Source organism: Arthrobacter sp. NPDC080086 (assembly GCF_040702285.1).
This window is the reverse complement of record NZ_JBFBKP010000035.1, coordinates 17378-43415: the sequence shown is the minus strand read 5'-3', so window position 1 is coordinate 43415 and position 26038 is coordinate 17378. Positions and strand designations below refer to the sequence as shown.

The following is a 26038-nucleotide window of genomic DNA, read 5'->3' as shown; positions in this document are numbered from 1 at the left end:
GTTGCCGCCGCCGGACCCCGCGCCGCCGCCCGCCGTCGGCGTCTGCGATTCGACCTTGCTCATACCGCCTCCTCCGCCGCGAGCTGGGAGTTCACAATCTCGTTGTACGTCTCCGAGGTCTCCAGCAGCCCCTCATGCGTGCCCTGCGCGACGATTCGGCCGTCGTCGAGCACCAGGATCCGGTCCGCGTCCGCGATGCTGGAGACCCGCTGGGCGATGATCACCAGGGTCGCCCCGGCGGTGTGCTGCTTGAGCGCCTGCCGCAGCCGGGCGTCCGTGGCGGTGTCCAGCGAGGAGAACGAGTCGTCAAAGATGTACAGCTCGGGCCGTTTCACCAGGGCCCGGGCAATCGCGATCCGCTGCCGCTGCCCGCCGGAAACGTTGGTGCCGCCCTGCGAGATGGGCGCGTCCAGGCCGCCCTCCATCTCGCGGACGAAGTCCTCGGCCTGGGCGATGGCGAGGGCCTGCCAGAGTTCGTCCTCGGTGGCGTCGGGCTTGCCGTAGAGCAGGTTGCTGCGGACCGTGCCGGAGAACAGGTATGGCTTCTGCGGGACCAGGCCGATGTGCCCCCAGAGCAGGTCCGGGTGCAACTCGCGGACGTCCACGCCGTCGATCCGGACCGAGCCGGAGGTGGCGTCGAAGAGCCGCGGCATCAGGTTCACCAGGGTGGTCTTGCCCGAACCGGTGGAGCCGATAATCGCCGTCGTCTGCCCGGCGCGGGCCGTGAAGCTGACTTCGGAGAGGACCGGTGCCTCGGCGCCCGGGTAGGCGAATCCGACGTCGCGCATTTCCAGCTCGCCGCGGGCGGCACCGGCGAGGCTGACCGGATGCGCGGGCGGGCGGACGCTGGATTCGGTGCCCAGCACCTGCCCGATCCGGTCCGCGGAGACGGCGGCGCGCGGGATCATGACCGCCATGAACGTGGCCATCATGACGGACATCAGGATCTGCATGAGGTAGCTCAGGAACGCGATCATGGTGCCCACCTGCATGGACCCGTCCTCGATCCGGTACGCGCCGAACCAGATCACCGCCACGGAGGAGACGTTGAGGACCAGCATCACCGACGGGAACGCCAGCGCCATCAGCCGGCCGGCGCGCAGTGCGGTGTCCGTGACGTCCGCGTTGGCACGGCCGAAGCGCTCCGTCTCGATGTCCTCCCGGACGAACGCGCGGACCACGCGGATGCCGGTGAGCTGTTCGCGCAGCACCCGGTTCACCGTGTCGATCCGGGTCTGCATCAGCCGGAACAACGGCACCATCCGGCTCACGATCAGGCCCACCGCCAGCAGCAGCACCGGGACGCTGACCGCGATCAGCCAGGACAGCTGCACGTCCTGCCGGATGGCCATGATGACGCCGCCGATGCTAAGCATGGGAGCGGTGACCATCAGGGTGGCGGACATCAGCACCAGTTGCTGAACCTGCTGGACGTCGTTGGTGGAGCGGGTGATCAGGCTGGGCGCGCCGAAGCGGGTAACCTCCTGCTCGGAGAATTCGGCCACCCGGGTGAAGATCGCCCCGCGCACGTCCCGGCCCAGCGCCATCGCGGCCTTCGCGCCGAAATAGACGGCTGCGATGGTGCAGGCGATCTGCAGCAGCGTGATCATCAGCATCTGGCCGCCGGTGCGCAGGATGTAGTCCGTGTCCCCGCGCGCCACGCCCTGGTCGATGATGTCCGCGTTCAGGGTGGGCAGGTACAGCGAGGCGATGGAGGCGGCCAACTGGAAGACGACGACGGCGAGCAGCAGCGCGCGCTGCGGCCGCAGGTACTGTACGAGCAGTTTCCAGAGCATCCGGTCTCCACTTCTGAAAGCGCCACTCTCAGCGTCCCCACGCGCTGCTGGTTCGAACGCCAGTCTACGTCCGGATGCTGGGCGTGAACCGGGTTCCTCTCAGGGCGGACGTACCGCGGAATCTGGCCGGATCAGGGCGCCGCAGTCGCCCCCATGAAAGACGCCGGGCGTTCGGTGCTTGTGCTCCACGTAGGCCGGGAATAGCCTCCCAACCAGCGGTTCACCACCACACGGGAGGGATTCCATGCTGAGGCAGGTCGCGGAGGGCGTTCTGGTGCACGTGAGCGAGTTCCTTCAGAGTAACTGCGTGGTCGTCCAGGGCCGCGGCGGGGTTCTGCTGATCGACCCCGGCATCACGCGCACCGAACTGGCCGGCCTCGCTCACGACGTCCGCGAGCTGGGCCAGCCCGTCGTGGCAGGCTTCGCCACGCACCCGCACTGGGACCACGTCCTGTGGCACGAGGCCTTAGGCGACGCGCCCCGCTACGGCACGGCCCGGTGCGGGGCTTCGCTTCAGGCCTTGCTGTCCACGGGGGACTGGCAGGACCGCGTGGCCGGTGTCCTGCCGCCCGAGTTCGTCGACGAGATTCCGATGGAGCTGTTCGGGCTCATCACCGGTCTGCCCGACAACGCGTCGCATATTCCCTGGGACGGCCCCTCCATCCGCATCATCGAGCATCGGGCCCACGCCCGGGGCCATGCGGCGCTGCTCATCGAGGACCGCCGTGTCCTGGTTGCCGGCGACATGCTCTCCGACGTCCTGACGCCGTTCCTCGACCTCAACGCCGAGGATCCCATCGCCGACTACCTCGCGGCGCTGCAGCTGTTCGACGGCGTGGCCGACGGCGTCGATGCCGTCATCCCCGGGCACGGCTCGGTGGGCGGAACCGGGGAACTGCGGGAGCGGATCAGCCGGGACCGCGCCTTCGTGGAGGGCCTTCGCGCCGGCGGCGCGCAAGGCTCGCCCGGAAGTACCAGCTAGGAGGCGGGGTCGGCGTCGTGCCGTGCCGGGTGCTGTCCGTCGGTGGCGGCGCGGCCTTCGTGGCCGCCGTCGTTCTTCTTCCCGAAGGGCAGCACCTTGAGCAGCGGCGTCAGGACGGTCATGACCACCAGGCCCCAGGCGAGTCCCAGGACGGCCGAGCACAGGGTGTTCACCAGCCAGGCAAGGAACCCGCCCACCACGGCGACGCCGGCGACGGGGTGTTGGAGGGCGTGGACCAGGTCGTAGGGGCCGTGCCAGCCGAGGTCGTGGGCGCCCTGCAGCATGATGTGCCCGCCCACCCAGAGCATGGCGCCCGTTCCGATGACGGTGATGGTGGTCAGGACCTTCGGCATTCCCCGGACCAGGAGCTCCCCGAAGCGCTTCGATCCGGCGGAGTCCTTGGTCGTCAGGTGCAGGCCGATGTCGTCCATCTTGACGATCAGCGCGACGGCGCCGTACACGGCCGCGGTGATCGCGATGGCGACAGCCACCAGGACGACAGCGCGGACCCACAGCGATTCGGCCGCCACCTCGTTCATGGCGATGACCATGATCTCGCAGGACAGGATGAAGTCGGTGGTGATGGCGCCCTTGGTGACCTTGGCTTCGGCCTCCGGGCCCCGGTCCACCGCCGGGGTGTCCTCATCCGCCTCGTGCTGGCCGCGGAGCTTGTGCCAGATCTTCTCGGCGCCCTCGTAGCAGAGGTAGGTACCGCCGGCCATGAGGATGAACGGGATGATCCACGGGATGAAGGCGCTGATGAGCAGCAGGGCCGGCAGGATGATCAGGAGCTTGTTGCGCAGCGAACCCCGGAAAATCTTCCAGATCATCGGCAGTTCGCGGGACGGGTCCGCGCCGGACACGTACTGCGGGGTCACGGCGGCGTCGTCAATTACGACGCCGGCGGCCTTGGCACCGGCTTTGGCCGCGCCCGCCGCGACGTCGTCCACCGAGGCGGCGGCGATCCTGGCCAAGGCGGCGATGTCGTCCAGCAGGGCGACCAGACCGCCGCTCACCGGGCGCTTCCGGGCTGTCGAGAGTCAGAAGGAAGGTCGCGGCAGCCTCTGTCCAGGCACGTTGTCGGCATCTCCGAAGTATATGCGGGCGCCTCCTCAGACGCGGAGCCAGCGGAGGCCGTGCGGCTCCAGGGTCAAGCCGTCCCGGAGGGTGACCCGTCCGCCGCCGATGAGGTCCTCGGCCGTGTCCGGCATCCCGCCGAGCGTCGCGGCGTCGAGGTGCTGGGCGGTGTCGCCGAAGTTGGCGAGCACCAGGATGGTGGATTCCCCGCCGCCGGCAGTCCCCGGGCGCTGGTAGCCCAGCATGTGCGGGTTGTGGGTGTGGAACGGGATCAGGCGGCCGCCCGCGAACTCGGGGGTCCGCCGTCGCACGTCGATCAGGTGGGTCAGCCCGGCGAAGATCTTCCCGGCGTCCGTTGCCGGGTCCGTCCGTTCGGCGTACCGCTCCGCCGGGTACTCCGGACGTCCCACCCAGCGGCTGTCCTCGGCCTTGGCCGGGTCCTGGCGGTAGGCGTAGTCGTTCAGCTGCCCCACCTCGTCGCCCAGGTACAGCAGCGGGATGCCGCCGGTGCTGAGGACGATCGAGTGCGCCAGCAGGATCCGCGCCACAGCGGAACCGTCACCCGCCTCGAGCCCGGCGAGGGACGCCGTCGTGCCCGAGACGCGGCAGTCCCCGGTGCGCGGGTTGTCCTGGAACGGCACGCCGCGGGCAAAACTGTCCGGGAACCGGTTGACGAAGAAGGCGTTGAGGAAGCTGCGGTGGTCGTGGCCGTTTATGCCGAACTCGGCGGCGTCCTCGTCGGAGAAGGTCCAGCCGATGTCGTCGTGGCTGCGGACGTAGTTCACCCAGGCGGTACCGTCCGGGATGTGGTGGCGGCGTTCCAGCGCCTGGGCCAGCAGGTTCACCTCGCGGGTGGCCAGCGTGTTCCAGATCAGGGCCATCTGCAGCGGGTTGTAGCTGAGCTGGCACTCCCCCGGGCTGATGTACTGCACCACCTCGTCCGGGTGCACGATCGCCTCGGACTTGAACAACAGCGACGGCGCCGCGAGCCTGCACACGGCGTTGAACGCCTGCAGCAGCAGGTGCGCCTCCGGCAGGCTCTCGCACGGGGTGCCCAGCTGCTTCCAGATGAACGCCACCGCGTCCATCCGCACGATGTCCACGCCCTGGTTGGCCAGGTAGAGCATTTCCCCGGCCATGGCGCGGAACACCCGCGGGTTGCGGTAGTTCAGGTCCCACTGGAAGGAGTGGAAGGTGGCCCAGATCCAGCGCCCGTCCTCCAGCTGGATGAAGGAGCCGGGGTGGTCATCCGGGAAGATCTCCCGGACGGTCTCCTCGTACGCGTCAGGCATGGTCCGGTCCGGGAAGATCAGGTAGAAGTCCTCGAAGCCGGGTTCCCCCGCCACGGCCTTGCGCGCCCAGTCGTGTTCGTTGGAGGTGTGGTTGAAGATGAAATCCACCACCAGGGCGATGCCGTTCTCCCGGAGTTCGCGGGCGACGGCGGCGAGCTCGGCCATGGTGCCCAGGTCCGGGTTGACGTCGCGGTAGCTGGAGACGGCGTAGCCGCCGTCCGAGTTCTCCTCCGGGGCGCGGAACAGTGGCATCAGGTGCAGGTAGGTCAGGCCCAGCTCCCGGAAGTACGGGATGCGGGCGCGCAGGCCGGAGAGGTCCCCGGCGTAGAGGTCCACGTAGCAGACCCCGCCCAGCATGCCGTTGGACTGGAACCAGTCCGGGTCCGCCGCGCGGGCCGCGTCCAGGGCCTTCAGGTCAGCTGGCCGGTCCTGCCAGGACGCCGCCGCGTCGAGGACCAGCTGCCGCAGTTCGGCGTCGCCGTCCGGGCCGTAGATCCGCCGGAACAGGGACTCCAGCCGGGGGAATTCGGCGTCGAACCGCTCCTGAAACGCTTCCCAGTCCCGGTCCGTGGTGCCGAGCCGGCGGGCGGCGGCCACCTCGGAGGCCAAGGTTGCGCGGATGCTGTCTCCGGGCACGGTTCCGGGGGAAGTGGTGGGCGGCACGGTGCTCCTTCGCTGCGGTGGCGGCCGACGGCGTGTGCGGCCCTGGAGATAAGGCTGTGGCCTGGGCGCGGCGTTGTCCATCCCGGACCGCGGTCCGGGCGTCAGAATCTGTGGCGACGGTCACGATGGCCGGCCGATCGTCAGCCTGATTACTACCTCCACCGCGCGCCGGTTCGACCCAGCCTCCCCGATGGCGTAGACATGAGGACCATGACCTCTACCCAGACACCGTCTCCGCTGGAAACCCCCGCCGCGGCTTCCGCCCACGCAGCACTCTTTTCCGAACCCGAGGTCGTCACCGCCGTCGTCGTTCCCGGCCTGGATCCGTCCAAGGTCGCCGCGCAGTTCTCCGACCCGCTGTAGCCTGCGTCTGGCGGGCTTCCTAGGTTGAAGCCGGCCAGTCGGACCCCACGGCGAGCCACGCACGGTCGATGGCCGCCAGGGTGTCGGCGTCCAGTGGTCCGCCGGCCACAGCCGCGATGTTGTGCCGCAGGTGCTCCAGCTTGGCCGTGCCCGCGATGGCGGTGTGCACGCCGGGCGCGTACACCGTGAACCGCAGGGCGAATTCGGCCCAGTCCAGGGCCCCGGGGTCCAGCTCGAGGGCCCGGAGCCGTTCCCAATAGAGCTCGGCGTAGTTTCCCACCGGCCGCTCGGGGAACCGCCAGGGTGCGTTTGCGATCGGACGCTTGGCGATGACGCCCAGCTCGGGTTGCTTGCCCACGACGTTGCGCAGGTTCCACTGATCGGCGATGTTGACGCTGGTTTCGATCGCGCCGAACCGGCCCGACTCCGCTGCGAAGGCCAGCGCCTCGTTGTCCCCGCTATAGCCGGCGACGCCGATCTTGCCGTCGGCGACGGCCCGGTCCAGCGTGTCCTGCAGGTCGCCGCGCCGCAGCACGTCGAGCGGGCAGGAGTGCAGGTAGAAGATGTCTAGGCGTTCGGACTGCGTCAGGCGCAACGACCGTTCGATGCTTTCCCGCACGCTGCCCGGCGACCAGTCCCGTTGGCCGTTGATCTTCGGGCCGCCCTTGGTGGAGAGGACGAACTCCTCCCGCCGGTGGCCAAGGTGCCGGCCGATGCGCTCCTCGCTCAGCCCGTAACTGGCCGCGGTGTCGATCAGCGTGACACCCAGATCCAGTGCCCCGTTGAGCACGTCAGCGGCGTCGCGCTCGGTGACGTCGGATTCCCCGATCTGGCCGGCACCGAGCCCCACGATGGAGACATCCAATCCGGTATCGCCGAACGGCCTTTTCTCCAGCATTGTCGCTCCCTTGTCTCCGGCCATGCCCACCCTCGCGGGGTGGGCCGGTCATCAGTCTCGTGGGGAAGCGTTGACGCTCCCCGCCCTCAGGCTATCCGCCGTGCACCGCAGACCGGGCACGGCGGACAGCCTGTGGGACGCCCGTCCTAGTTGGTGGTGAGGACCACGCGGAAGCGGGCCTTGCCGGACATCATGTGGTCGAAGCCCTCCGCCGCCTTCTCCAGCGGGTAGGTCTCGATCATCGGGCGGACCCCGGTGAGGGCGGAGAAGCGGAGGGTGTCCTCGGAGTCCTTCGCGGTGCCGGAGGCGTGGCCGTTGACGGAGCTGCTGCCCATCACCAGGCTGGCCGCGGAAACCTCAAGGTTTTCGTGCGGGACGCCCAGGACCACCAGGCGGCCGCGCGGGGCCAGGCCGCCGACGGTGCCGGACATCGCCGCGGCGTCCGTGACGGTGGCGAGGACCACCTTGGCGCCGCCGAGCTTCTTCAGTTCCTCCGCGACGTCGGACGAGGTGCTGTCGATGTAGTGATGCGCGCCAAGCTCCTTGGCGAACGATTCCTTCTCCGAACCGCGGGCGATCGCCACGACCTCGAAGCCCATCTTCGCGGCGAACTGCACACCCAGGTGGCCCAGGCCGCCCAGGCCGAGGACGGCGACGACGTCGCCCGCGCGGGCGCCGCTGTGCCGCAGGCCGTTGAAGGTGGTGACGCCGGCGCACATCAGGGGCGCGGCCTCCTCGAAGCTCAGCCCCTCCGGGATGGCGGCCAGGGCGTCGGCCGGGGCCACGAGGTACTCGGCGTAGCCGCCGTCGGCGCTCAGGCCGGTGGTCTTGCCCACGGAGCAGGTGATGAAGTCGCCGCGGCGGCAGGAGTCGCACTCGAAGCAGGCGCCGCCGAACCAGCCGACGCCCACGCGCTGGCCGGCTTCCCACCGGGTGACGCCCTCGCCCACGGATTCGACCGTGCCGGCGACCTCGTGGCCGGGGACGCGGGGGTAGGAGGACGCGAAGCCGGCTGCGGCCATGGCGTCGGAGTGGCAGATACCGCTGGCGTGGACCTTGACCAGGACGTGGCCGCGGGGAACCTCGGGGACCTCCCGGTCGACTGTTTCGAAGGAGGAGCCGGGGGCTGCAAACTGGATGGCTTTCATGGGGGTGCCTTTCCATAGTTCTCGATGGCGGCCCGGGTGGGGAGAGCCGGGCCGTTCAGTCATGCGGGGGCACACGGCAGCGGTGCCGGCCGGCCGTCATGGCCAACCGGCACCGCGATAACCGCAGGCCCGTCCGTCAGTTTACGACCGGAGGCTGGGCGTGGGCAGGGTGGAATTTTCCTAGTGAGCCAGTGCCGGCTGCGGCGCCTTGACCGGCTCCGCCGGCTGGCCGGCGCCGGGGGTCGCGACGGCGCCCGCCGGGGCTTCGGTGCCGTGCCCGGCGTCGGCCGCCACGCTGCCGCCCGCAGGAGCTTCGGTGCCGTGCCCGGCGGCGGCCGCGTCGGCGTCGGCCTCCGTGGGAACGAACCCGGCCTTGAGCTCGCGGTGCAGGGTCACGGTGTCCAGCGACTTCTGCCACTTGGCGACGGCGATGCAGGAGACGATGTTGCAGACGGTGCTGGTCAGGGCGCGGGCCTCGCTCATGAAGCGGTCGATGCCGACGATCAGGGCCACGCCGGCCACCGGGAGGGTGGGCATGACGGTCAGGGTCGCCACCAGGGCCACGAAGCCGCTGCCGGTCACGCCGGCCGCGCCCTTGGAGGTCAGGAGCATCATGCCGAGCATCACCAGGATCTGGCCCCAGCTGAGCTGGATGTCGCACGCCTGGGCTATGAACATGGAGGCGAGGGTCAGGTAGATGGCCGTGCCCGAGAGGTTGAAGCTGTACCCGGTGGGGACCACCAGGCCCACGACACTCCGGTCGCAGCCGACGCGCTCCAGCTTGGAGAGCAGCCGCGGCAGGACGGGCTCGCTGGAGGAGGTGGCCAGGACGATGAAGAACTCGTCCTTGAAGTAGCGCAGGGTCTGCCAGAGGCTGAAGCCGGTGATCCGGGCGAGCAGGCCCAGGCCGACGACGACGAACACGATGCAGGCGGCGTAGAAGGCCACGATCAGCATGCCCAGGTTGCCGATGGAGTGCGCGCCGTACTTTCCGACGGTGAAGGCCATGGCGCCGAAGGCACCCAGCGGGGCGACCTTCATGATGTACCCGAAGACCACGAAGAGCATCTTGTTGAAGCTGTTCACCACGGTCAGGGCCACCTGGCCGGGGGCGCCGAGCTTGCTGAAGGCGAATCCGCAGAGCATCGCGATGACCAGGACGGGCAGCACCTCACCGTCGGCGAAGGCGCCCACGAAGGTGGTGGGGATGATGTTCAGGAAGAAGTCCACGGGGTTGCTGCTGGGCAGCTGACTGGTGTACTTCGCGGCCACCGAGGAGTCCAGGTGCGCCGGGTTGATGTGCATGCCGGTGCCGGGCTGGATGATCATCACCGCGGCCAGTCCCAGGGCCAGGGCCACCGCGGTCAGCGCGTAGAACAGGCCGAGGGAGCGGAGCAGTGTGGGCCGGACCTGCTTGGTGTCCGTCAGGGAGGTGATGCCGCCGACGATCGTGCAGAAGACGATCGGGGCGATCATGAACTTCACCAGCTTGACGAACCCGTCGCCGATCGGTTTCAGCCCGGCGCCGAGATCCGGCCAGAGGGAGCCCACCAGGACGCCGAGGGCGACGCCGATGAGGACCTGGACGTAGAGATGCCCGAGGATGGATTTGATCTTCATTGAACAACTTCCTTGCTGAATGCGGCCCTCTCATGATGACAGGGCAACAGGTACGGGTGCTAGGCGGAGATGCCAGATGACCTGGCGACGTCAATATCGGCCGTAGCGAGGTGCCGGGCCGCGCGGTGCAGCGCGACTTCGGTGATGGAGCCGTCGTCCCCGGCGACGACTTCCGTGGTGACCACGCCGGCGGGGGTGCCGATGCGCAGCAGGCGGGAGGTGCCCGGGGCGAGTTCCGGGGCCTGGCGGAGCAGCCCGGCCGGAACGGAGCCGGGCAGGGCCGCGGCCAGGGAGACGGCCACCGCGGAGGTGAGGCCGATGGCCGGGTGCGGGGCGAGCATGGAGAGCATGCGGACCCGCAGGTCGTGGGAGTCCGCGGTGACCAGGGTGCCGTCCGCGGCGGTGTAGTCGCCCGGTTCGTCGACGACGCCGACCTTGGGTACGGCGTTCTGCGGCGGGTCCTCCGGCTTCCGCAGGCCCATCCTCAGGCCCGCCGCGGCCCGGGCCGCCACCAGGGTTCCGAGCTGCCCGGCGAGGTTGCCGGTCATGTCGGAGAGGTCCACGCCGGCCTGGTCGGCGGGAATCAGGACCGCGGGGGCGCCGGCGTCCACCAGTGTTGCCGCCACGGAGCGTGGACCGAGGTCGATGCTGTCCGCCGGGGCGTCGGTGGGCAGGACGGCGCCGGTGCTGCGGCCCCAGGGGCCGTGGAAGGACAGGCTGACGGGGACGCCGACGGCGGAGCTGCCGGGAACCCGGGCCAGTCCGGACTTCGGGACGGTGCCGCCCGGGGTGGGGACGGTGCCGCTGAGCACGGCGCCGGTGTTGAGGTTGCGCATCCGGACCCGGGTGAGTCCGTCCGCGGCGGGGACGATGCCCGTCTGCACGGCGAACAGGGCGATAGCCGTGGCGCAGTTGCCGCAGTTGGAGCCGAGCTCCACGGTCCGGTCCCCGATCCCCACCTGGGCGAACAGGTAGTCCAGGTCCGCGTCCTCTCCGGGGGTGGCCCAGATGACGGCGGCCTTGGAGGTGGTGGAGGTGCCGCCGCCGACGCCGTCGAGCTGCCGGGCGTCCGCCGCGCCGAACGCGTCGGCGAGCAGTTCGCGGATTTCTTCCCGGTTGGTTGCGAACGGGGCGACGTCTTTCGCGTCAAACAACCAGCATTTGCTGGTCCCGCCCCGATACCAGTGGCCTCGCAGTCCCACGGTGTTCTCCTTCATGTGGTGCAGATGGTTCATCGCGCATCCCTGCGCTTCCCTCTCTACGATCCGGCAGCGGAGGCTTCAGCACAATCACGATAAATTCCACACCTATTCACTTTTGCTAAAGTCAGGGAATGGCAAAGCTTGATCTTCACCGGCTCCACCTGCTCCGCGAAGTGCACCGTTCCGGGTCCCTGACCTCCGCGGCGGCGGCCCTGTCCTTCACCACTTCCGCCGTCTCGCAGCAGATCGCGAAGCTCGAACACGAGGTGGGAGTGTCCCTGGTGGACCGGCAGCCGCGCGGCGTTGTCCTGACCGAGGCAGGGCTGGCGCTCGTGGGCTACGCGGACAGCATCGACCGCACCATTGAGGCGGCCCGGGCGGAAATGGACGAGTTCGCCGGGCTCCGCCGGGGACAGCTGCGGATGGGCACCTTCCCCACGGTGGGCGCCTCGCTGATGCCGGATGTGGTGCTGGCGTTCCGGGCCCGGTACCCGGACGTGGCAGTGACAGTGATCAGCGCCCGGCGCGAGGGGCTGCTGGAGTCGCTGCGCCGGCGCGACGTCGAGCTGACCCTGCTCTGGGACTACCCCTGGCAGGAGATCGCGGACGAGGACCTCTCCCTGGTCCGGTTGATGAATGACCCCACCATGCTGCTGGTGCAGCGAGACCACCCACTGGCCGGGAAGAAGTCGGTGCGGATCGAGTCGCTGCGGGACCAGGAGTGGATTGTCCGGGATGAGCACCCGGTGGCGGACGTGCTCCGGCGGGTCTGCCGCGAGGCGGGGTTCGAGCCGCGGATCGCCTTCGACGCCAACGACTACCAGGAGACCCAGGGCATGGTGGCGGCGGGAATCGGGATCGCCCTGGCACCGCAGCTTGCGCTCAGCGCCCTGCGGCCAGACGTCGTCGCCGTCCCCCTTGCCGGCGCCCCGAAACGCCGGATCCTCCTGGCCCAGCTGGCCAACCGCCGGCTCAGCCCCGCGGCGCAGCAGGCCGCCGCGGTGTTCCGGTCCACGGCGAAGCGCCGGGCCGCGGGGCGTATAACGGAGTCACCGGCAACCGAGGAGCAGCCATGACCGCACCGCTTTCCGTCATCGTCTTTGACGTCAACGAGACCCTGTCCGACATGTCGCCGATGGGCGGCCGCTTCGAGGAGGTGGGAGCGCCGGTGGAGCTGGCCCCGCTCTGGTTCGCCTCCCTGCTGCGGGACGGCTTCGCGCTGGCCGCGGCCGGTAGCAACCAGGACTTTGCCGCGATCGGCGCGGCCGTCCTCCGGGAGCTGTTCGCCGGTGCTGAGTTGAACCGTCCGCTCGACGACGCCGTGCAGCACGTGATGGACGGCTTCGGCAGCCTGGGCGTCCACCCGGACGTCCCGGACGGGATCCGGTCCCTGGCAGCCGCCGGGTTCCGGCTGGTCACGCTCAGCAACGGTTCGGTCCGGATCGCCGGGAAGCTGCTGGACGACGCCGGGATCCGGGATTCGTTCGAGGCGCTGCTCTCGGTGGAAGATGCGCCCGCCTGGAAGCCTGCGCGGGCGTCCTACGAGTACGCGGCCGATAGCTTAGGCGTGGAGCCGGGAGAAATGCTGCTGGTGGCCGTGCACCCGTGGGACATCCACGGCGCGGCCCGTGCCGGGCTGCGGACCGCCTGGCTGAACCGGTCCGGCCACGGCTACCCGGCGCATTTCGAGGCGCCGGACATCACCGTCGCGGCGTTGACGGAGCTTCCGGCGGCGCTGGGCTCCTCCCGGGGCATACTGTGATCATGAAATTCACCACCACCATCCAGGGCAGCGCCACAAAAACCGGAATCGTCGTGCCGCAGGAGGTGGTCGACGCACTGGGCGCCGGCCGGAAACCGCCCGTGGTGGTGACCATCAACGGGGCCAGCTACCGCAGCAGCATCGCGGTGATGGGCGGGCAGAACATGATCGGCGTCAGCGCCGCCAACCGGGCCCTGACGGGCGTGGCCGGCGGCGACACGGTGGAGGTCGACGTCGAGGTGGACACCCAGCCGCGCGTCGTCGAGGTCCCGGAGGACCTGGCCGCCGCGCTGGAGGCGGACCCGGAGGCGAAGGCGTTCTACGCGACGCTGAACTACAGCAGCCAGCGCCGGTACGTGGAGCCGCTGGCCGACGCAAAGACGGCGGAGACCCGAGCCCGCCGCGTGGCCAAGGTGGTGGCCGACCTCCGGGCCGGGAAGAAGTAGCTTCCCCGTTAGGGGCGGCTCCCGGCGTCGTCCCCGTTTCCTACCGGTCGCTAACCTCCAGGCCATAGCGCCGCTGCCCCAGCACGGCCTTGAAGGCCGCGTCCTCCGAGGCGGCGGAGAAGGGGCCGAAGCGCCCCTCCACGGCCCAGCGGGTGTCTTGGTCGATGAGATCCGCGTTGATCCGGGCCCCGCTCATGACACCATCGGCTGCCGCGGTGACCACCTGCGCCATCGGGTTCGAGACGTTGCCGGCCGCGTACACGCCGCGGACGGCTGTGGCGCCACCCATCGGATCAGCCTCCACAAACCGGCCGGCCCCCGACGGATGCGGCTGTGACGTCAGTCCAAGGGACTCAAGAAGGTGGGAGCGGGCCTCCAGCCGGGACGCGACCGCCACCGCCTGGACGTCGAAGGAGTGCCCCGAGCCGAGGGTGACGCCCCGCAGGACGCCGTCCGCGGCGTCGACCGAGGCCACCGGTCCGTCAACGACCGTGATGGAGCGGGCCGCCAGCTTTTCCCATTCCTCGTCGGTGGGTTCCACCGTGTCGTTGAGGAACAAGGTGATCTCCGTCGACCACTGGCGGAACAGCAAGGCCTGATGCATGGACAGCGGCCCCGTGCCCAGCACCCCGATCCGTTGCCCGCGGATCTCCCAGCCGTGACAGTAGGGACAGTGCACCACGCCCTTGCCCCACTGCTCCCGAATCCCCTCAATCGGGGGCAGCTCATCGGTCAGGCCGGTGGTGACCAGAAGCCGCCGCCCCGAAATCCGGCGCCCGTCGCCGGTCGTCACATCGAAACCATCGGGGGTGCGCCGGGCCGAGACCGCCTCGCCGTCGATCAGCGTTCCCCCGTAAGAAAGCACTTCCCGCCGGCCGGCGGCCAGCAGCTCGCCGGGCCTGATTCCGTCCCGGGAGAGGAACCCGTGCACGCCCGCCGCCGGCGCATTGCGGGGTGCAGCGGAATCAATGACCACCACCGAGCGCAGCGCCCGGGCCAGGGTGGTGGCCGCGCTGAGGCCGGCCGCTCCGCCGCCCACAATCACAACGTCACATCGCGTGTTTTCCATACTGCTGAGCCTCTCGATCTGTCGCTAAACCTCCCGCCGCCGCGGGCGGGGCATAGCAACAGCCTGATACTCCTGCGCTGAAACTGGCAAAGAAGTTTGCCATTCTGGCAAAATGGGCGCATGACAAACGACCTCGATGCAGTCCTCGGAGCAGTGGGCCCGCGGCTCAAGGCACTCCGCGTCGAACGGAACCTCACCCTCACCGAGGTTGCCGCCGCCTCCGGGGTGTCCGCCAGCACCCTGTCACGTCTCGAAGCGGGCCAGCGGCGGCCTAACCTGGAGCTCCTGCTCCCCCTCGCGCGGCTCTACGGGGTGCCCCTCGATGACATGGTTGACGCCCCGTCCACCGGGGATCCGAGAATCCACCTCAAGCCCATTACCCACGCCGGGATGACGGCCGTCCCGCTCACCCGCCGCCCGGGCGGTTTGCAGGCCTTCAAGATGGTCCTGGAAGGCGACGCCCGCGGGGAGGAACCGGATCCGCGCGTTCACGAGGGCTACGAGTGGCTCTACGTCCTCAACGGCAGGCTGCGCCTGGTCCTGGGCGACAAGGACTTCGAACTGCGCCCGGGCGAGGCTGCCGAGTTCGACACCCACACGCCGCACTGGTTTGCCAGCGCCGACGGCCGGCCCGTGGAGTTGATCAGCCTGTTCGGCCAGCAGGGCGAGCGGATGCACGTCCGCGCCCGGCCGAAGACTGCATCACCCGGGCACGGGCGGGACTAGCCCGGCAGGGGGCTCCTGATGGTTTCCGGTGGGGCCTAGCCGTTCAGCACCACGTTGACGGGCGGTTCGCCGGCCAGCATGAGGTCGATCTGGCGCTGCAGCAGCCTGCCCATGCGGGGGCGCATCGCGGCGGAGGCGCCGCCCACGTGCGGAGTGATGATGACGCCGGGAATCTCCCAGAGCGGGTGGTCGGCGGGCAGCGGTTCGGGGTCGGTGACGTCGACGGCGGCGCGGATACGGCCGGCGGAGGTGTGCTTGACCAGCGCGTCGGTGTCAGCCACCGGGCCACGGGCGATGTTGACCAGCAGGGCGCCGTCGGGCATTGCGGAGAGGAATGCGTCGTCGATCAGGTGCCGGGTGGAGTCGCTGAGCGGGACGCCCACGATCACTATGTCGTGTTCCGGCAGCAGGGCGTGGAGTTCGTCGATGCCGTGGATGGGTCCACGGTTATCGGTCCGGGCGCGGCTGGCCACGCGGGTCACCATGGTCTCAAAGGGCAGGAGCCGGTCCTCGATGGCCTTGCCCACGCCGCCGTAGCCCACGATCAGCACGCGCTGGTCCGCCAGGCTGGCGGTGGGCCGGCCCTCCCAGCGGCGTTCGCGCTGGTTCTGCAGGATGCGGGGGAACTCGCGCTGGCTGGCCAGGATCAGCGCCAGGGTCAGTTCCGCGGTGGAGGTCTCGTGCACGCTGGCGGCGTTGGCGAAGACGTGACCGTCCGGCAGGAACTCCGCCACGCCGTCGAACCCGATCGACTGGCTCTGCACCAGCCCCGTCTCCACGCCGTCCAGGCCGCGCAGCACCGCCGGGCCGCCCATGTACGGCGGCACCACAATGTCGAGCCGCGGCATGGGCGGTTCGCCGGAGAGGTCCCACTCCAGGACCGTGACGTCCGGGTCCGGGGTGAGGTAGTCGCGCAGGGTGGCATCCGGCAGGGAGACAGTGATTTTCCTAGGCATGGCAGCCAGCCTAACCGTACGGTCCGACCACGGCCCGCAGCGTCCGCCAGGCGGGAAGCTGGGAGTTGGCCCACACCTGTCCGGCCGGGCCGCGTGGGGCGTGGACTTCGCCGCCACCCGGGCCTACATTCGAGGCATCCCCCCGGCCTGCCGCCCAGGCCAGCACGTGAAAGGCCCGCCCCATGGACTCCCCCGCCCCCCGCAAGCCCGCACCGGAGAGCTCACGGGCCGGCACCGGGGGTGCCGGAATGGCACCATCCGGTGGGCCGCGGGTCAGCCCGCGGGTCCGGGCACGGCGCCGGATTTTGGCGGTGTGGTCCACGACGGCGCTGGTCCTGGCCGGGGCCATCACGGTCGGAACGGTGCGGACCGGCCCGGAACCGAAGACCGACTTCTGGGCCACGCTGAAGAGCCAGCTGCAGCCCCTGCCCGCCCGGGACGTCAAGGTGAACACGCCGCCGCCCGCCGCCGTCGACCTCTCCAGCGAGATCAAACGGATCCTGGCCGAGAATCCCGACTACCGGATCGGCGTCGTCGTGCAGGACACCCGGGGCGGCGAGCCGCAGCGCTTCGGCGACACCGCCGATTACACCGCAGCCAGCACCGCGAAAATCCTGACCGCGGTGGCGTACTACGCACTGGTGGAGCGGGGCGAACGCTCGCTGGAGTCCCGGCTGGGCAGCTACGACGCCGGCTTCCAGATCCAGGCGATGGTCAACACCAGCAGCGACGACTCCTGGTTGCTGCTGATGAAGGACATCGGCTACCCGGAGCTGATCACGTACGCGGCGTCGATCGGCATCAGCTACGACCCGGAACAGAACCTGCTGACCCCCGTCGAGATGGCGTCACTGCTCAAGCAGCTCTACGCCGGGCAGTTGCTCAGCCCCGAGCACACCGAGGAACTGCTGGGCTTCATGCAGCGCACCAACGACGAGGAGCTCATCCCCGCCGCGGTCCCGGAGGGCGTGACGGTGAGCCACAAGTACGGGCTGCTGGAGGGATTCGTGCACGACGCCGCCGTGCTCAGCTCCGGGAACGCCGCCTACGCCGTGGCGATCTACACCTGGGGCGGGTCCGACGCCGACAGTCCGGAGCGGATCGAGGTCTTCCACGAACTGACGACGGCGGTTACCGGGGCGCTGTTCCGGCGGTAGGGGCGGGGCGGCCCCGGCGTCACAATGCTGCGGGCGCCCGGTTCAGGGGCGCTCGCGCCGAGGGATCAGCGGCCGAAGAGCTTGGCGAAGAAGCCGGTCTTGGGCTCGTTCTCGTGGCCCTTGCAGCGGTCCGCGGCCTTGACGCCGCGCATCACCTGGTCAACGTGCTGGCCACAGCCGGCCCAAGTGGTCTTTCCGCATTTCCTGCAGGTCACTGCACGGCACATTCGCTACTCCCTTGTTGTAGGTCTTCGTAGCCTCAGTATACCCCTGGGGGTATTTTCTGCAAGCCGCAGGAACAGTCGGCCGCCACCGGTCGTTGCTCCCCTTTAGCGGGCGCTTCCCTTCAGCGGCGCAGCTGCCCGCAGAGACGTCAGACCGTACAGATCAGAACACGACAGTACCGAGAGGACCGCTCCATGGCTTACATCAAGGTTGGAACCGAGAACACCACCGACGTCGAGCTTTACTACGAGGATCACGGCAGCGGCCAGCCCGTAGTCCTGATCCACGGCTACCCGTTGGACGGCTCATCCTGGGAGAAGCAGACCACTGCGCTGCTCTCCGCAGGCTACCGTGTGATCACCTACGACCGCCGCGGCTTCGGCAAGTCCAGCAAGCCCACCGACGGCTATGACTACGACACGTTCGCTGCCGATCTGGACACCCTGATGAACGGGCTGGACCTGAACGATGCCGTCCTGGTCGGCTTCTCAATGGGCACCGGCGAGGTTGGCCGGTACCTGGGCCGCTACGGCTCCTCCCGGGTGGCGAAGGCCGTTTTCCTCGGCTCGCTGGAGCCCTACCTGCTGCAGGCGGACGACAACCCCGACGGCGTCCCGCAGTCCGTGTTCGACGGCCTGCTCGAAGCGGTCACCGCGGACCGGTATGCGTTTTTCACCGACTTCTTCAAGAACTTCTACAACAGCGACTCCTTCCTGGGCACCCCGCGGCTCAGCGAGGAGGTCATGCGCGCCGGCTGGAACCTGGCCAGCTCGGCCGGACCCACCGCGTCCGTCGCCGCCCAGCCGACCTGGCTGACCGACTTCCGCGCCGACGTCGCCAAAATCGATGTGCCTTCCCTGATTGTGCATGGCACCGCCGACAACATCCTGCCGATCGATGCCACGGGCCGGCGCTTCGCCAAGGCCCTGCCGAGCGCGGAGTACATCGAGATCGAGGGCGCGCCGCACGGCATGCTCTGGACCCACGCCGCCGAGGTCAACGAGGCGCTACTGGGCTTCCTGGCGAAGTAACTTCCGCGCCGATTCCCGCATTCCGCACCGATTCCGGACCGGTGCGCCCCTGACCCGGGGTGCGCCGATCCGGAACCGGCGCGGTTTTCCGTTTCCGGCGCGGTTAGGGACCACAACCGCGGTCAGAACAGGGCGCCGGTTACCGCGCCGGTGATCTGGTGGATGATGTCGGTCCGCTCGGGGACACTGTCCAGGTCGTCGCCCTTGGTGTAGACGACCAGGGCGTAGGCGCGGCCGTCCTTGGCGAGGATGCCGGCGTCGTGCAGTTCGCCGCCGAGCAGGCCGTACTTGTGAAACACGGTGATGCCGGCGGGGACGGCGGCCGGGATGAGGGTCTCATCGTTGGTGTCCTGCATAGTTGACAGCAGCTGGGAGGTGTCCGCGGGGTCAAGCAGCTTGCCGGAGTAGAGGTCGGTCAGGATGCGGGCCGTGTCCGCCGGCGCCAGGGTGTTGCTCTCCGGGGTGTACTGGATTCCCAGGGCGGACGCGTAGTCGGAGAGGTTGCTGTGGCCGATCGCGTCCATGATCAGCGACCAGGAATCGTTGTCGCTCTGCTGGACCATGGCCTGGAGCTGGAAGCCGGCGGAGTAGGCGCCGAGCGTTCCGGTCAGGGTCGCCTCCCCGGTTTCCACCAGATGGTAGTAGGCGGCCGCGGCCAAGACCTTGGCGGTGCTGGCGGCTTCGAACTGCTCTTCCACGCCGTATTGGTGCACCGCGTCGCCGGCCGTGATGTCCTGCAGCGCGACACCGATTTGGTACTCCGGGTTGGCGTCGATGATGGCGTTGATCTTCGCGTCGAGGCCGGCGTCGATCGTGCCAGCAGGGGTGGCAGTGGAAGCGGCTGCTGCGGGAGCGACTGAAGGGGCGGCGACGGCGGAGGCGGGCACCGGAGTTGCCGGGGAGGCGGGGGCAGGGGCGTTCACGGTGGGAGCGGCAGCCGCCACGGGCGACGACGGCGCCACGCGGGAGTTCGCGAGGGCATGGATACCGGTGGTCAGCAGCGCGCCCAGCAAGAGGGTCGAGCCCGCGAGGACAACAGCCCGTCGGCGCCGGAAAGTCCGGGAGGGCGTCGGCCCGGGTCTGTGGGCCGATGTGGTGGTGCGGCCCTGCCGGGACGTGCTGTTTTCCATGGGAACAAGCTAGCCCTCGAAGCTATGCCGGAGCTATGAAACGGCTGGAGCTTGGCCGCCCGTCAAGGCGGCGCTTCCAGCCCAAGCACGGGGCCGGATGCCTGGACCCGCTATGCCCCCGTGGCTAGACCTCGTCGTCCCAGGTGCCCTCGGCCGCGGTGTCTTCGGGCTTGCCTCCCGCGTGCTCGTCTTCCGGGCCGACGTAGGCGGCCGGGACGGTGCCTGCGGCCTGGGTCATCTGCTCCTCGCGGATGTTCCCGGCGGCTTCTGCTTCCGGCTGCGGCTGTTCCTTCGGGGCGGAGTCCGGGTCGCCGGGGCCACGCAGGCCGGAGGGTTCGGTTCCGGGCTGGTTCGGGTCGCTCATGGTGTGCCTTTCGTCCGCGGCTGGCGTTTACCCCACCCTAGCCCCGTGGGCCCCTGGGCGGGCGGTTACCGGGGCATCCCGGCGTCGAACAGTTCCTCCAGCCCGCGCTTGAATTCCGCCCGGCCACCGTGGGCCGGGTGACGGATCTTCGGGGCGTGGACGCCGCTGCGAAGCAGGCTCCGGTGGGCGATGTTGCCGACTGCCACCACGGTGGAGATTCCAAACAGCGCCATCAGTTCCTCCCGGAAGGGGATGCCCGCCGCCGCTTCGGCCGCCGAGGGGGTGCGGTTGGACTGCGGTTGGCCCGGCCGGTGGGTGTGCCAGGGGCAGGCGCTCCAGAGCAGGGGCAGGAAGTCGAGCTCAGCCTGGACCTCCCACATCACGGTGGCGGTCGGCTCGACGGCAACCCCGGCGGCGTCCGGCGGGACTTCGTAGCCCTGGTCCTTGCCGAACAGGCCGAAGTGGTTGGGCGCTCCGGTGAACATCGAACGGTTGGTGAACGGCACGCCGGTGAGCCGCATGCCGCGGAAACCCGGCGCCTCACCCAGCAGCAACACCGGTGGCCGCCGGTCCAACAGCGCCTGCAGGTAGAGCTCCAGGTTCCGGCGCCGGACGGCGTTCGCGGGAACGGTGTCGGCGAAGAAGTTGTTGCAGGCAGGGCCCGTTTCCGCGGCGGCCAGCCGCCGCACGAAACCGTGGATCGCCGCCGTCGTCATCGCCGCCGTCGTCATCGCCGCCGTCGCCATGGGCTGCGTCGTCAGGGGCCGCGTCGTCATGGGAAGTGCCAGCGGGATGAGCCGCTACCAGCGCGGGTGGATCGCCGCCCGGAAGTAGCGGTCGTAGATTTCGTGGACGCCGACGTCGAACGTGGCGTCGATGCCCCGGACGGATGCCGCCTCCGCGTTGGCCCGCGCCTGGTCCACGCTGCGGGCACCCGGGATCACCGTGCTGACGCCGTCCTGCGCCGCCACCCAGGCGAGCGCCGCCTGGGCGGTGCTGACGCCGTCGGGCACCAACTGCTCGAACTCCGCCACCGCCTTCAGCCCCTCCTCGAAATCCACGCCGGAGAACGTCTCGCCGACGTCGAACGCCGAGCCGCTCCGGTTGTAATTGCGGTGATCGTCCGGGGCGAACGTGGTCTCCGGCGTGTACTTGCCCGAGAGCAGCCCGGAGGCGAGCGGCACGCGGGTGATGATGCCTACGCCCGCCGCCTGCGCCGCCGGCAGCAACTCGTCCAGCGGCTTGAGCCGGAACGCGTTCAGGATGATCTGCACCGTGGCCGTGCCCTCGTGCCGGAGCGCCTCCATGGCCTCATCCACCCGCTCCACGCTGACGCCGTAGTGACGGATGGCGCCCTCCGCCACGAGCGTGTCCAGCGCATCGTAAACCTCCGCGTTGCTGTAGACGGCCGTGGGCGGGCAGTGCAGCTGGACCAGATCCAGCTGGTCAACGCCGAGGTTGCGGCGGGAGCGGTCCGTCCACGCGCGGAAATTCTCCAGGGTGTAATTTTCCGGCCGCTGCTCCACCCGGCGGCCCATCTTGGTGGCCACGGTGATGTCCAGGTCCGGGTTCGCGGCGAGGAAGGCGCCGATGGCCTGCTCGCTCCGGCCGTCCCCGTAGACGTCCGCGGTGTCGAAGAACGTCACGCCGGCCTCCGCCGAGGCGCCGAGAATGGCCTGCGCTTCCGCCGCGTCCACGGTGCCCCAGTCCGCGCCGAGCTGCCAGGTCCCCAGCCCGATCACGGAGACATTCCTACCGGTCTTGCCCAAGAGTCGCTGTTCCATGGTCCGACTATAGGCCCGGCCACCGACAGTGGAACATGGCGGGGACCGGCCGCGGGCTTGCTAGCCTGAGCCTGTGAAATACGAGTCGCTGTGGATCGGGATGCTCATCGGTGCGGCCATCGGCTATGCGGTCGGGGTGGCCACCGCGGACAAGCCCTTCACCGGGCTGCTCATCGGCGTCGCCGTCGGGGCCCTGGTGGGCCTCGCCGCGCGCCGCGACCCGCGCAAGCGCCGCTAGGAGCACCGCCATGACGTTCACCGTGAACTGCTCGATTCTCCTCACCGAACTCCCGCTGCTGGAACGCCCGGCCGCGGCGCGGGCCGCCGGCTTCGACGCCGTCGAATTCTGGTGGCCGTTCGCCACGTCCGTGCCCGGCGACGCCGAGGTGACCCGGTTCGAGCGCGCCATCACCGACGCCGGGGTGCAGCTGACCGGACTGAACTTCAACGCCGGGGACATGCCCGGCGGGGACCGGGGCCTAGTCTCGTGGCCGGGCCGGGAGGCGGAATTCCGGGACAACGCCGACGTCGTCGCCGGTATCGGCGCGCGGCTCGGCTGCACGCTCTTCAACGCGTTGTACGGCAACCGGCAGGACGGCCACACACCCGAATCCCAGGACGAGCTGGCGGTCTCGAACCTCGCCGCGGCGGCCGCGGCGGTCGGCCGGATCGGCGGGACCGTGCTGCTCGAACCGGTCAGCAACGCCCCGCACTACCCGCTGCGCCGCGCGGCGGACGCGGTGGACGTGATCGGCCGGGTGCAGCGGGAGACCGGCACCGAAAACGTCCGGCTGCTGGCCGATTTCTACCACCTCGCCGTCAACGGCGACGACGTCGACGCCGTCATCGAGGCGCACGCGGCGGACTTCGGCCACGTCCAGATCGCCGACGCGCCGGGCCGCGGCGCCCCGGGAACCGGCGACCTGCCACTGGAACGGTGGATCGGCCGCAGCCGCGAACTCGGCTACGCCGGCCGGGTGGGACTGGAGTACATGGCCCCCGCCGAATCCGCCTTCGACTGGGCGCGACGGCAAGCGGACCGGCACGCTCGGTGAGGCTGTTCGGCCCCGCGGAATAGGGTCCCGGCGGCCGGCGTTGTGCACCACAGATCAGGCCCACCCGACCAAAGGAGCTCCCATGAGCCAGGCCCCCGTCAAGCTTCAGCCCGGAACCCCGGCCCCCGAATTCACCCTGCCCGACGCCGAGGGAAAGCCCGTCTCGCTGGCCGATTACCGCGGCAAGAACGTCATCGTGTACTTCTACCCGCAGGCGGCGACCCCCGGATGCACCACCGAGGCCTGCGACTTCCGCGACAACCTCGCCTCGCTGCAGGGCTCCGGCTACGAGGTCCTGGGCATCTCCCCCGACGCCCCGGACGCCCTGGCCCACTTCACCGGCGACTTCGCCCTGACCTTCCCGCTGCTCTCGGACGAGGACCACGCCGTGGCGCTGGCCTACGGCGCCTGGGGCGAGAAGCTGGTCCGCGGCGAGATCACCGAGGGAATCGTCCGTTCCACCGTGGTCCTGGACCCGGAGGGCAAGGTCACGCTGGCGCAGTACCAGGTCAAGGCCGACGGCCACGTCGCAGCGCTGAAGGCCGAGCTGGGGGTCTAGCGGGCGGGTGCGGTTCAGTTCGCGGGGTCCGGTGCGCAGCTCGCGGCCGGGTTGGGGTCTACGCGGCTGTTCCGGATATCCGCTGCGGTTCCGGACGGACGCACCCCGGGTCCGGCGGGCGCTCGTCCGGAACCATAGCGAAAACCAGGCGCGGCCTTCCGCCCCCGGCTTTCTCCACATAGCCGCATGCCTCCGTCGCTCCGGTGACGGAGGCGGCGCACTGTGGACGCATGACTCCTTCGTCCCTCATCCTCAGCAGCGATTCGGCCCGGCTCGGCCGGGATGTTCGGACTCTCTGCCGCCGCGCGAGTGCCGGTGAGCTCCGGCGGATCCGGCAGGGCGTCTATGTTCCGGCGTCCGTTTGGCATGCCCTGCCGTTCTGGGACCGGTATCCGCTGCTGATCTTCGCGGCGGCCAGCACGCTGCAGTCCCGGACCGTGTTCTGCCGTCAGTCGGCCGCGGCCCTGTGGGGGCTGCCGCTGCTGGGCCGCTCGGCACTGGTACATGCATGCACGTTCGACGACGGCGGCGGCCGTTCGCGGGCCGGCGTCAGGCGGCATTTCGTCGATCCGGACGGGCTGGAGGTCGAGGAGAGGGCCGGGCTGCTGGTGACTTCACGGCTCCGGACCGTCTTGGACCTGGCGGCATTCGAGAGCTTCGAACAGGCAGTCACGGTCGTCGACCACGTCCTCTCGCCGCGTCCGGAGCTCCCGCCACTGACGAAGGACGAACTCCTGGCGGGCGTTGGCTGTTCCTACTCGGCAGCGGCCGCTCGCAGGATCAGAGCGGCCGTGGACTTCGCGGATGCCGGGGCCGGGTCACCGGGAGAATCGGTCAGCCGCGCGCTGATGCACCGGTTGGGTTTCCAGGCCCCGGTCCTCCAAGCAGAAATCCGGGACGCCCGCGGATTGGCCGGCTAAACCGATTTCGAGTGGGAGCTGGAGCGCCTCTGCGGTGAGTTCGACGGCGCGGTGAAGTATCAACGGGCCGAGTTCCTGCAGGGCCGGACCCCCTCGGAGGTGGTGATCGCGGAGAAGCGGCGTGAGGACCGCATCCGCTCCACCGGCCGCCGGGTCATCCGCTGGACCTGGACAGAACTGGCGAGTCCGGAACGGTTTGCAGCCTTCCTCGACACAGAACGGGTTCCGCGCCGCAGGCTGAGATCGTGCGGCCCATGAGGCCCCGCCAACCTGGGGTCAGATCCGCTGCGGTTTCGGACAGCGGCGCCGATTCCGGACCGGCGCGCCCCGGACCCGGTACGCGCCGGTCCGGAACCGTAGCGGAAACCCGAAAACCCCGCGGCCACGGTCCCGGCACCCACCCAAGCTGCCTCGTGCCAGGCACCCGCCGGCTACGGCCGGGTGCCGGAGACGATGGTCGCGGTCGAGCGCAGGCGGATGGCGCCCTCGTGTTCGTAGCGGCCCAGCATCTGGAAGACGTCGGAGCGGATCAGGGACTGCGCTTCCGGGTCGGCCTGGGCGAGGCCGAGGCATACCGTGGTGGCGATCTCCGTCATGAACTGCCAGTAGCTTTCCGGTGACTCGTGGATCAGGTCGGCGCTGAGAGATCGCTCCGTCACGTCCACCAGCCCTGCATCCCGGAACAGGGCCGGCAGGAAGCCCGGGGCGGAGCAACGGAACACTCCCGGCATCCAGACCGGGGGCGGCATCAGGCCGGCATGCTGGGCGAGGGAGCCCAGGACCAGGGTCGCCCAGGGGTTCTGCGCTGCCCGGCCCCACACCGCCGCGCTGATCCGGGCACCGGGCCGGGCCGTCCGCACCATCCGGGCCAGGGCTGCCCGAAGGTCCGGGAAGTACAGGAACCCAAAGCGGCAGAGGACGGCGTCGAACGAGGCATCCGGAAATGGGAGGTCCACCGCGGCGCAGACCGTGAAACTGACATTTCCCAGCCGCGCAGCCGCGGCCTTCTCCTCCGCTACGTGCAGCATCCCGGCGGAAATATCCGTCAGCGCCACGGTGCCCCGCGGAACAAGGGAGGCGGCGGTCAGGCCGGGTTCACCCGTTCCGGCGGCCACGTCCAGCACCGCAAAGTCCGGGCCCAAACGGGCGTCGTCGAGGACGGCGTCGCCGAATGGACCCTGCCAGCCGAGCACCTCCGCGTCCCACTTCTTCCAACCGGCGGCGAAGGAGTCCCAGATGACCCGCTGCTGATCCCGGAGGTTCTCCGCGGAGACTGACATGGTGCTTTCCTCACAGTCCGGACCGCACCCTCCCCCGCAGACCAGTCTGCTCCCCGGGACCGTCGCACGCTAGGGTCCCTTTTCCCGCTGCCGAAACGGACGGGCGCACCCCGGGTCCGGGCCGCGCCGGTCCGGTATCGGCGCGGGATCCGCACCGGCCGGAGGACAGTAGGCTTAAAGGCATGGCTCCCGAAGACACCCCCGTAGCGCCCGAACGCCGATCCGTCACCGTCCGCCGCGCTCCGAAGTACGTCCCGTTCCTGATCGCGGGCGGCCTGCTGGGCATCGTCGTGGCCGCGGTGATCGCCTACGGGATCCCCACCAGCGACCAGAGCTACGACGCCAACGCCGTCTTCGGGTTCTTCCTGACCTTCTGCATCGCCGGCGGAGCGATTGTCGGCGCCATCGTCGCGCTGATCCTGGACCGGGTCAGCGTGCGCCGGTCCGAGCGCGCCGTCGTCGAATCCGTCCCCGATTCGGTGCCGGACACCGATGACGAAGACCGCGCCTAGGCAGGCAACGAAAGGGCCCCT

At 69.7% G+C, this 26038-nt stretch carries 28 protein-coding genes; 13 read left to right on the top strand and 15 right to left on the bottom strand.

All coding sequences use genetic code 11. From position 1 onward, the window contains the following. Nucleotides 1–59: 59 nt before the first annotated feature. Nucleotides 60–1796 (bottom strand): ABC transporter ATP-binding protein, encoded by a 1737-nt coding sequence (locus tag AB0305_RS13260; RefSeq protein WP_364134242.1) that lies wholly within the window; start codon nucleotides 1794–1796, stop codon nucleotides 60–62. A gap of 244 nt (nucleotides 1797–2040) precedes the next feature. Between AB0305_RS13260 and AB0305_RS13255 the strand changes: the two genes are divergently transcribed. Next, nucleotides 2041–2778: an MBL fold metallo-hydrolase gene (locus AB0305_RS13255; protein ID WP_364134245.1), complete on the top strand. Its 738-nt coding sequence runs from the start codon at nucleotides 2041–2043 to the stop codon at nucleotides 2776–2778. On the opposite strand, the gene AB0305_RS13250 is transcribed toward AB0305_RS13255, so the two are convergent. Both AB0305_RS13250 and AB0305_RS13245 read right to left on the bottom strand, forming a co-directional pair. Then, nucleotides 2775–3794: a DUF808 domain-containing protein gene (locus AB0305_RS13250; RefSeq protein ID WP_364134248.1), complete on the bottom strand. Its 1020-nt coding sequence runs from the start codon at nucleotides 3792–3794 to the stop codon at nucleotides 2775–2777. The two genes, AB0305_RS13255 and AB0305_RS13250, sit on opposite strands and share 4 nt — an antisense overlap. 96 nt (nucleotides 3795–3890) lie before the next feature. Next, nucleotides 3891–5744 (bottom strand): amylosucrase, encoded by a 1854-nt coding sequence (locus AB0305_RS13245; protein ID WP_364134690.1) that lies wholly within the window; start codon nucleotides 5742–5744, stop codon nucleotides 3891–3893. Nucleotides 5745–6020: 276 nt separating this feature from the next. Here AB0305_RS13245 and AB0305_RS13240 point away from each other — a divergent pair, with 276 nt between their 5' ends. Continuing rightward, on the top strand, nucleotides 6021–6173 hold the full coding sequence (locus AB0305_RS13240; protein ID WP_290256312.1) for a hypothetical protein: 153 nt from the start codon (nucleotides 6021–6023) through the stop codon (nucleotides 6171–6173). Between the two features lie 19 nt (nucleotides 6174–6192). Here AB0305_RS13240 and AB0305_RS13235 read toward each other — a convergent pair whose 3' ends face one another. The 4 genes from AB0305_RS13235 to AB0305_RS13220 all read right to left on the bottom strand — a co-directional run bounded on the left by AB0305_RS13235 (nucleotide 6193) and on the right by AB0305_RS13220 (nucleotide 11074). Continuing rightward, nucleotides 6193–7071, bottom strand: a complete 879-nt coding sequence (locus AB0305_RS13235) for an aldo/keto reductase (RefSeq protein WP_364134251.1) — start codon at nucleotides 7069–7071, stop codon at nucleotides 6193–6195. A 146-nt stretch (nucleotides 7072–7217) separates the two neighbouring features. Next, on the bottom strand, nucleotides 7218–8219 hold the full coding sequence (locus tag AB0305_RS13230; RefSeq protein WP_364134254.1) for an alcohol dehydrogenase: 1002 nt from the start codon (nucleotides 8217–8219) through the stop codon (nucleotides 7218–7220). Nucleotides 8220–8399: 180 nt separating this feature from the next. Further along, a complete protein-coding gene (gene dctA, locus AB0305_RS13225) occupies nucleotides 8400–9839 on the bottom strand; it encodes a C4-dicarboxylate transporter DctA (protein ID WP_364134257.1) in 1440 nt (479 codons plus the stop codon). 59 nt (nucleotides 9840–9898) lie between these two features. Further along, nucleotides 9899–11074, bottom strand: a complete 1176-nt coding sequence (locus AB0305_RS13220; protein WP_366173140.1) for a PrpF domain-containing protein — start codon at nucleotides 11072–11074, stop codon at nucleotides 9899–9901. Between the two features lie 98 nt (nucleotides 11075–11172). Here AB0305_RS13220 and AB0305_RS13215 point away from each other — a divergent pair, with 98 nt between their 5' ends. Genes AB0305_RS13215 through AB0305_RS13205 form a run of 3 tightly spaced genes read left to right on the top strand, consistent with a single transcriptional unit; the run spans nucleotide 11173 to nucleotide 13249 of the window. Further along, nucleotides 11173–12117 carry a LysR family transcriptional regulator gene (locus AB0305_RS13215; RefSeq protein WP_364134262.1) on the top strand — a complete coding sequence of 315 codons (945 nt, stop codon included), beginning with the start codon at nucleotides 11173–11175 and terminating at the stop codon, nucleotides 12115–12117. Continuing rightward, nucleotides 12114–12803, top strand: a complete 690-nt coding sequence (locus AB0305_RS13210) for a haloacid dehalogenase type II (protein WP_364134264.1) — start codon at nucleotides 12114–12116, stop codon at nucleotides 12801–12803. Before AB0305_RS13215 ends, AB0305_RS13210 begins: the two co-directional genes overlap by 4 nt. A gap of 2 nt (nucleotides 12804–12805) precedes the next feature. Continuing rightward, nucleotides 12806–13249: a YdeI/OmpD-associated family protein gene (locus tag AB0305_RS13205; protein ID WP_364134266.1), complete on the top strand. Its 444-nt coding sequence runs from the start codon at nucleotides 12806–12808 to the stop codon at nucleotides 13247–13249. A 40-nt stretch (nucleotides 13250–13289) separates the two neighbouring features. Here the strand turns inward: AB0305_RS13205 and AB0305_RS13200 are convergent, their stop codons facing one another. After that, complete coding sequence (locus AB0305_RS13200; RefSeq protein WP_364134269.1) at nucleotides 13290–14318, bottom strand: NAD(P)/FAD-dependent oxidoreductase; 1029 nt, start codon at nucleotides 14316–14318, stop codon at nucleotides 13290–13292. 120 nt (nucleotides 14319–14438) lie between these two features. On the opposite strand from AB0305_RS13200, the gene AB0305_RS13195 reads away from it, so the two are divergent. Next, a complete protein-coding gene (locus tag AB0305_RS13195; RefSeq protein WP_364134272.1) occupies nucleotides 14439–15044 on the top strand; it encodes an XRE family transcriptional regulator in 606 nt (201 codons plus the stop codon). 35 nt (nucleotides 15045–15079) lie between these two features. Here AB0305_RS13195 and AB0305_RS13190 read toward each other — a convergent pair whose 3' ends face one another. Next, nucleotides 15080–16000 carry a 2-hydroxyacid dehydrogenase gene (locus AB0305_RS13190; protein ID WP_364134275.1) on the bottom strand — a complete coding sequence of 307 codons (921 nt, stop codon included), beginning with the start codon at nucleotides 15998–16000 and terminating at the stop codon, nucleotides 15080–15082. A gap of 182 nt (nucleotides 16001–16182) precedes the next feature. On the opposite strand from AB0305_RS13190, the gene AB0305_RS13185 reads away from it, so the two are divergent. Then, nucleotides 16183–17157 carry a serine hydrolase gene (locus AB0305_RS13185; protein ID WP_364134278.1) on the top strand — a complete coding sequence of 325 codons (975 nt, stop codon included), beginning with the start codon at nucleotides 16183–16185 and terminating at the stop codon, nucleotides 17155–17157. Nucleotides 17158–17222: 65 nt separating this feature from the next. Here the strand turns inward: AB0305_RS13185 and AB0305_RS13180 are convergent, their stop codons facing one another. Then, a complete protein-coding gene (locus AB0305_RS13180; protein ID WP_364134280.1) occupies nucleotides 17223–17384 on the bottom strand; it encodes a hypothetical protein in 162 nt (53 codons plus the stop codon). Nucleotides 17385–17576: 192 nt separating this feature from the next. Between AB0305_RS13180 and AB0305_RS13175 the strand changes: the two genes are divergently transcribed. Then, a complete protein-coding gene (locus AB0305_RS13175) occupies nucleotides 17577–18413 on the top strand; it encodes an alpha/beta hydrolase (RefSeq protein WP_364134282.1) in 837 nt (278 codons plus the stop codon). Nucleotides 18414–18535: 122 nt separating this feature from the next. Here AB0305_RS13175 and AB0305_RS13170 read toward each other — a convergent pair whose 3' ends face one another. The 4 genes from AB0305_RS13170 to AB0305_RS13155 all read right to left on the bottom strand — a co-directional run bounded on the left by AB0305_RS13170 (nucleotide 18536) and on the right by AB0305_RS13155 (nucleotide 21691). After that, nucleotides 18536–19543: a serine hydrolase gene (locus AB0305_RS13170; protein ID WP_364134284.1), complete on the bottom strand. Its 1008-nt coding sequence runs from the start codon at nucleotides 19541–19543 to the stop codon at nucleotides 18536–18538. 124 nt (nucleotides 19544–19667) lie between these two features. Beyond that, on the bottom strand, nucleotides 19668–19907 hold the full coding sequence (locus AB0305_RS13165; RefSeq protein WP_364134286.1) for a hypothetical protein: 240 nt from the start codon (nucleotides 19905–19907) through the stop codon (nucleotides 19668–19670). Between the two features lie 65 nt (nucleotides 19908–19972). Continuing rightward, complete coding sequence (locus tag AB0305_RS13160; RefSeq protein WP_364134693.1) at nucleotides 19973–20623, bottom strand: uracil-DNA glycosylase; 651 nt, start codon at nucleotides 20621–20623, stop codon at nucleotides 19973–19975. Nucleotides 20624–20707: 84 nt separating this feature from the next. Next, a complete protein-coding gene (locus AB0305_RS13155; protein WP_290256327.1) occupies nucleotides 20708–21691 on the bottom strand; it encodes an aldo/keto reductase in 984 nt (327 codons plus the stop codon). Between the two features lie 73 nt (nucleotides 21692–21764). Here AB0305_RS13155 and AB0305_RS13150 point away from each other — a divergent pair, with 73 nt between their 5' ends. The 4 genes from AB0305_RS13150 to AB0305_RS13135 all read left to right on the top strand — a co-directional run bounded on the left by AB0305_RS13150 (nucleotide 21765) and on the right by AB0305_RS13135 (nucleotide 24225). After that, the gene (locus AB0305_RS13150; protein ID WP_290256328.1) at nucleotides 21765–21929 is read left to right on the top strand and encodes a glycine zipper domain-containing protein; all 165 of its coding nucleotides are present in this window, start codon (nucleotides 21765–21767) and stop codon (nucleotides 21927–21929) included. A 10-nt stretch (nucleotides 21930–21939) separates the two neighbouring features. Next, nucleotides 21940–22746, top strand: coding sequence for a TIM barrel protein (locus tag AB0305_RS13145; RefSeq protein WP_364134289.1), 807 nt, complete (start codon nucleotides 21940–21942; stop codon nucleotides 22744–22746). An 82-nt stretch (nucleotides 22747–22828) separates the two neighbouring features. Beyond that, a complete protein-coding gene (gene bcp / locus AB0305_RS13140) occupies nucleotides 22829–23305 on the top strand; it encodes a thioredoxin-dependent thiol peroxidase (RefSeq protein WP_364134291.1) in 477 nt (158 codons plus the stop codon). Between the two features lie 230 nt (nucleotides 23306–23535). Beyond that, a complete protein-coding gene (locus tag AB0305_RS13135; protein WP_364134294.1) occupies nucleotides 23536–24225 on the top strand; it encodes a hypothetical protein in 690 nt (229 codons plus the stop codon). Nucleotides 24226–24656: 431 nt separating this feature from the next. On the opposite strand, the gene AB0305_RS13130 is transcribed toward AB0305_RS13135, so the two are convergent. Next, nucleotides 24657–25505 (bottom strand): methyltransferase domain-containing protein, encoded by an 849-nt coding sequence (locus AB0305_RS13130; RefSeq protein ID WP_364134296.1) that lies wholly within the window; start codon nucleotides 25503–25505, stop codon nucleotides 24657–24659. Between the two features lie 182 nt (nucleotides 25506–25687). Here AB0305_RS13130 and AB0305_RS13125 point away from each other — a divergent pair, with 182 nt between their 5' ends. Then, nucleotides 25688–26017 (top strand): hypothetical protein, encoded by a 330-nt coding sequence (locus tag AB0305_RS13125; RefSeq protein WP_290256333.1) that lies wholly within the window; start codon nucleotides 25688–25690, stop codon nucleotides 26015–26017. Nucleotides 26018–26038: the final 21 nt, after the last annotated feature.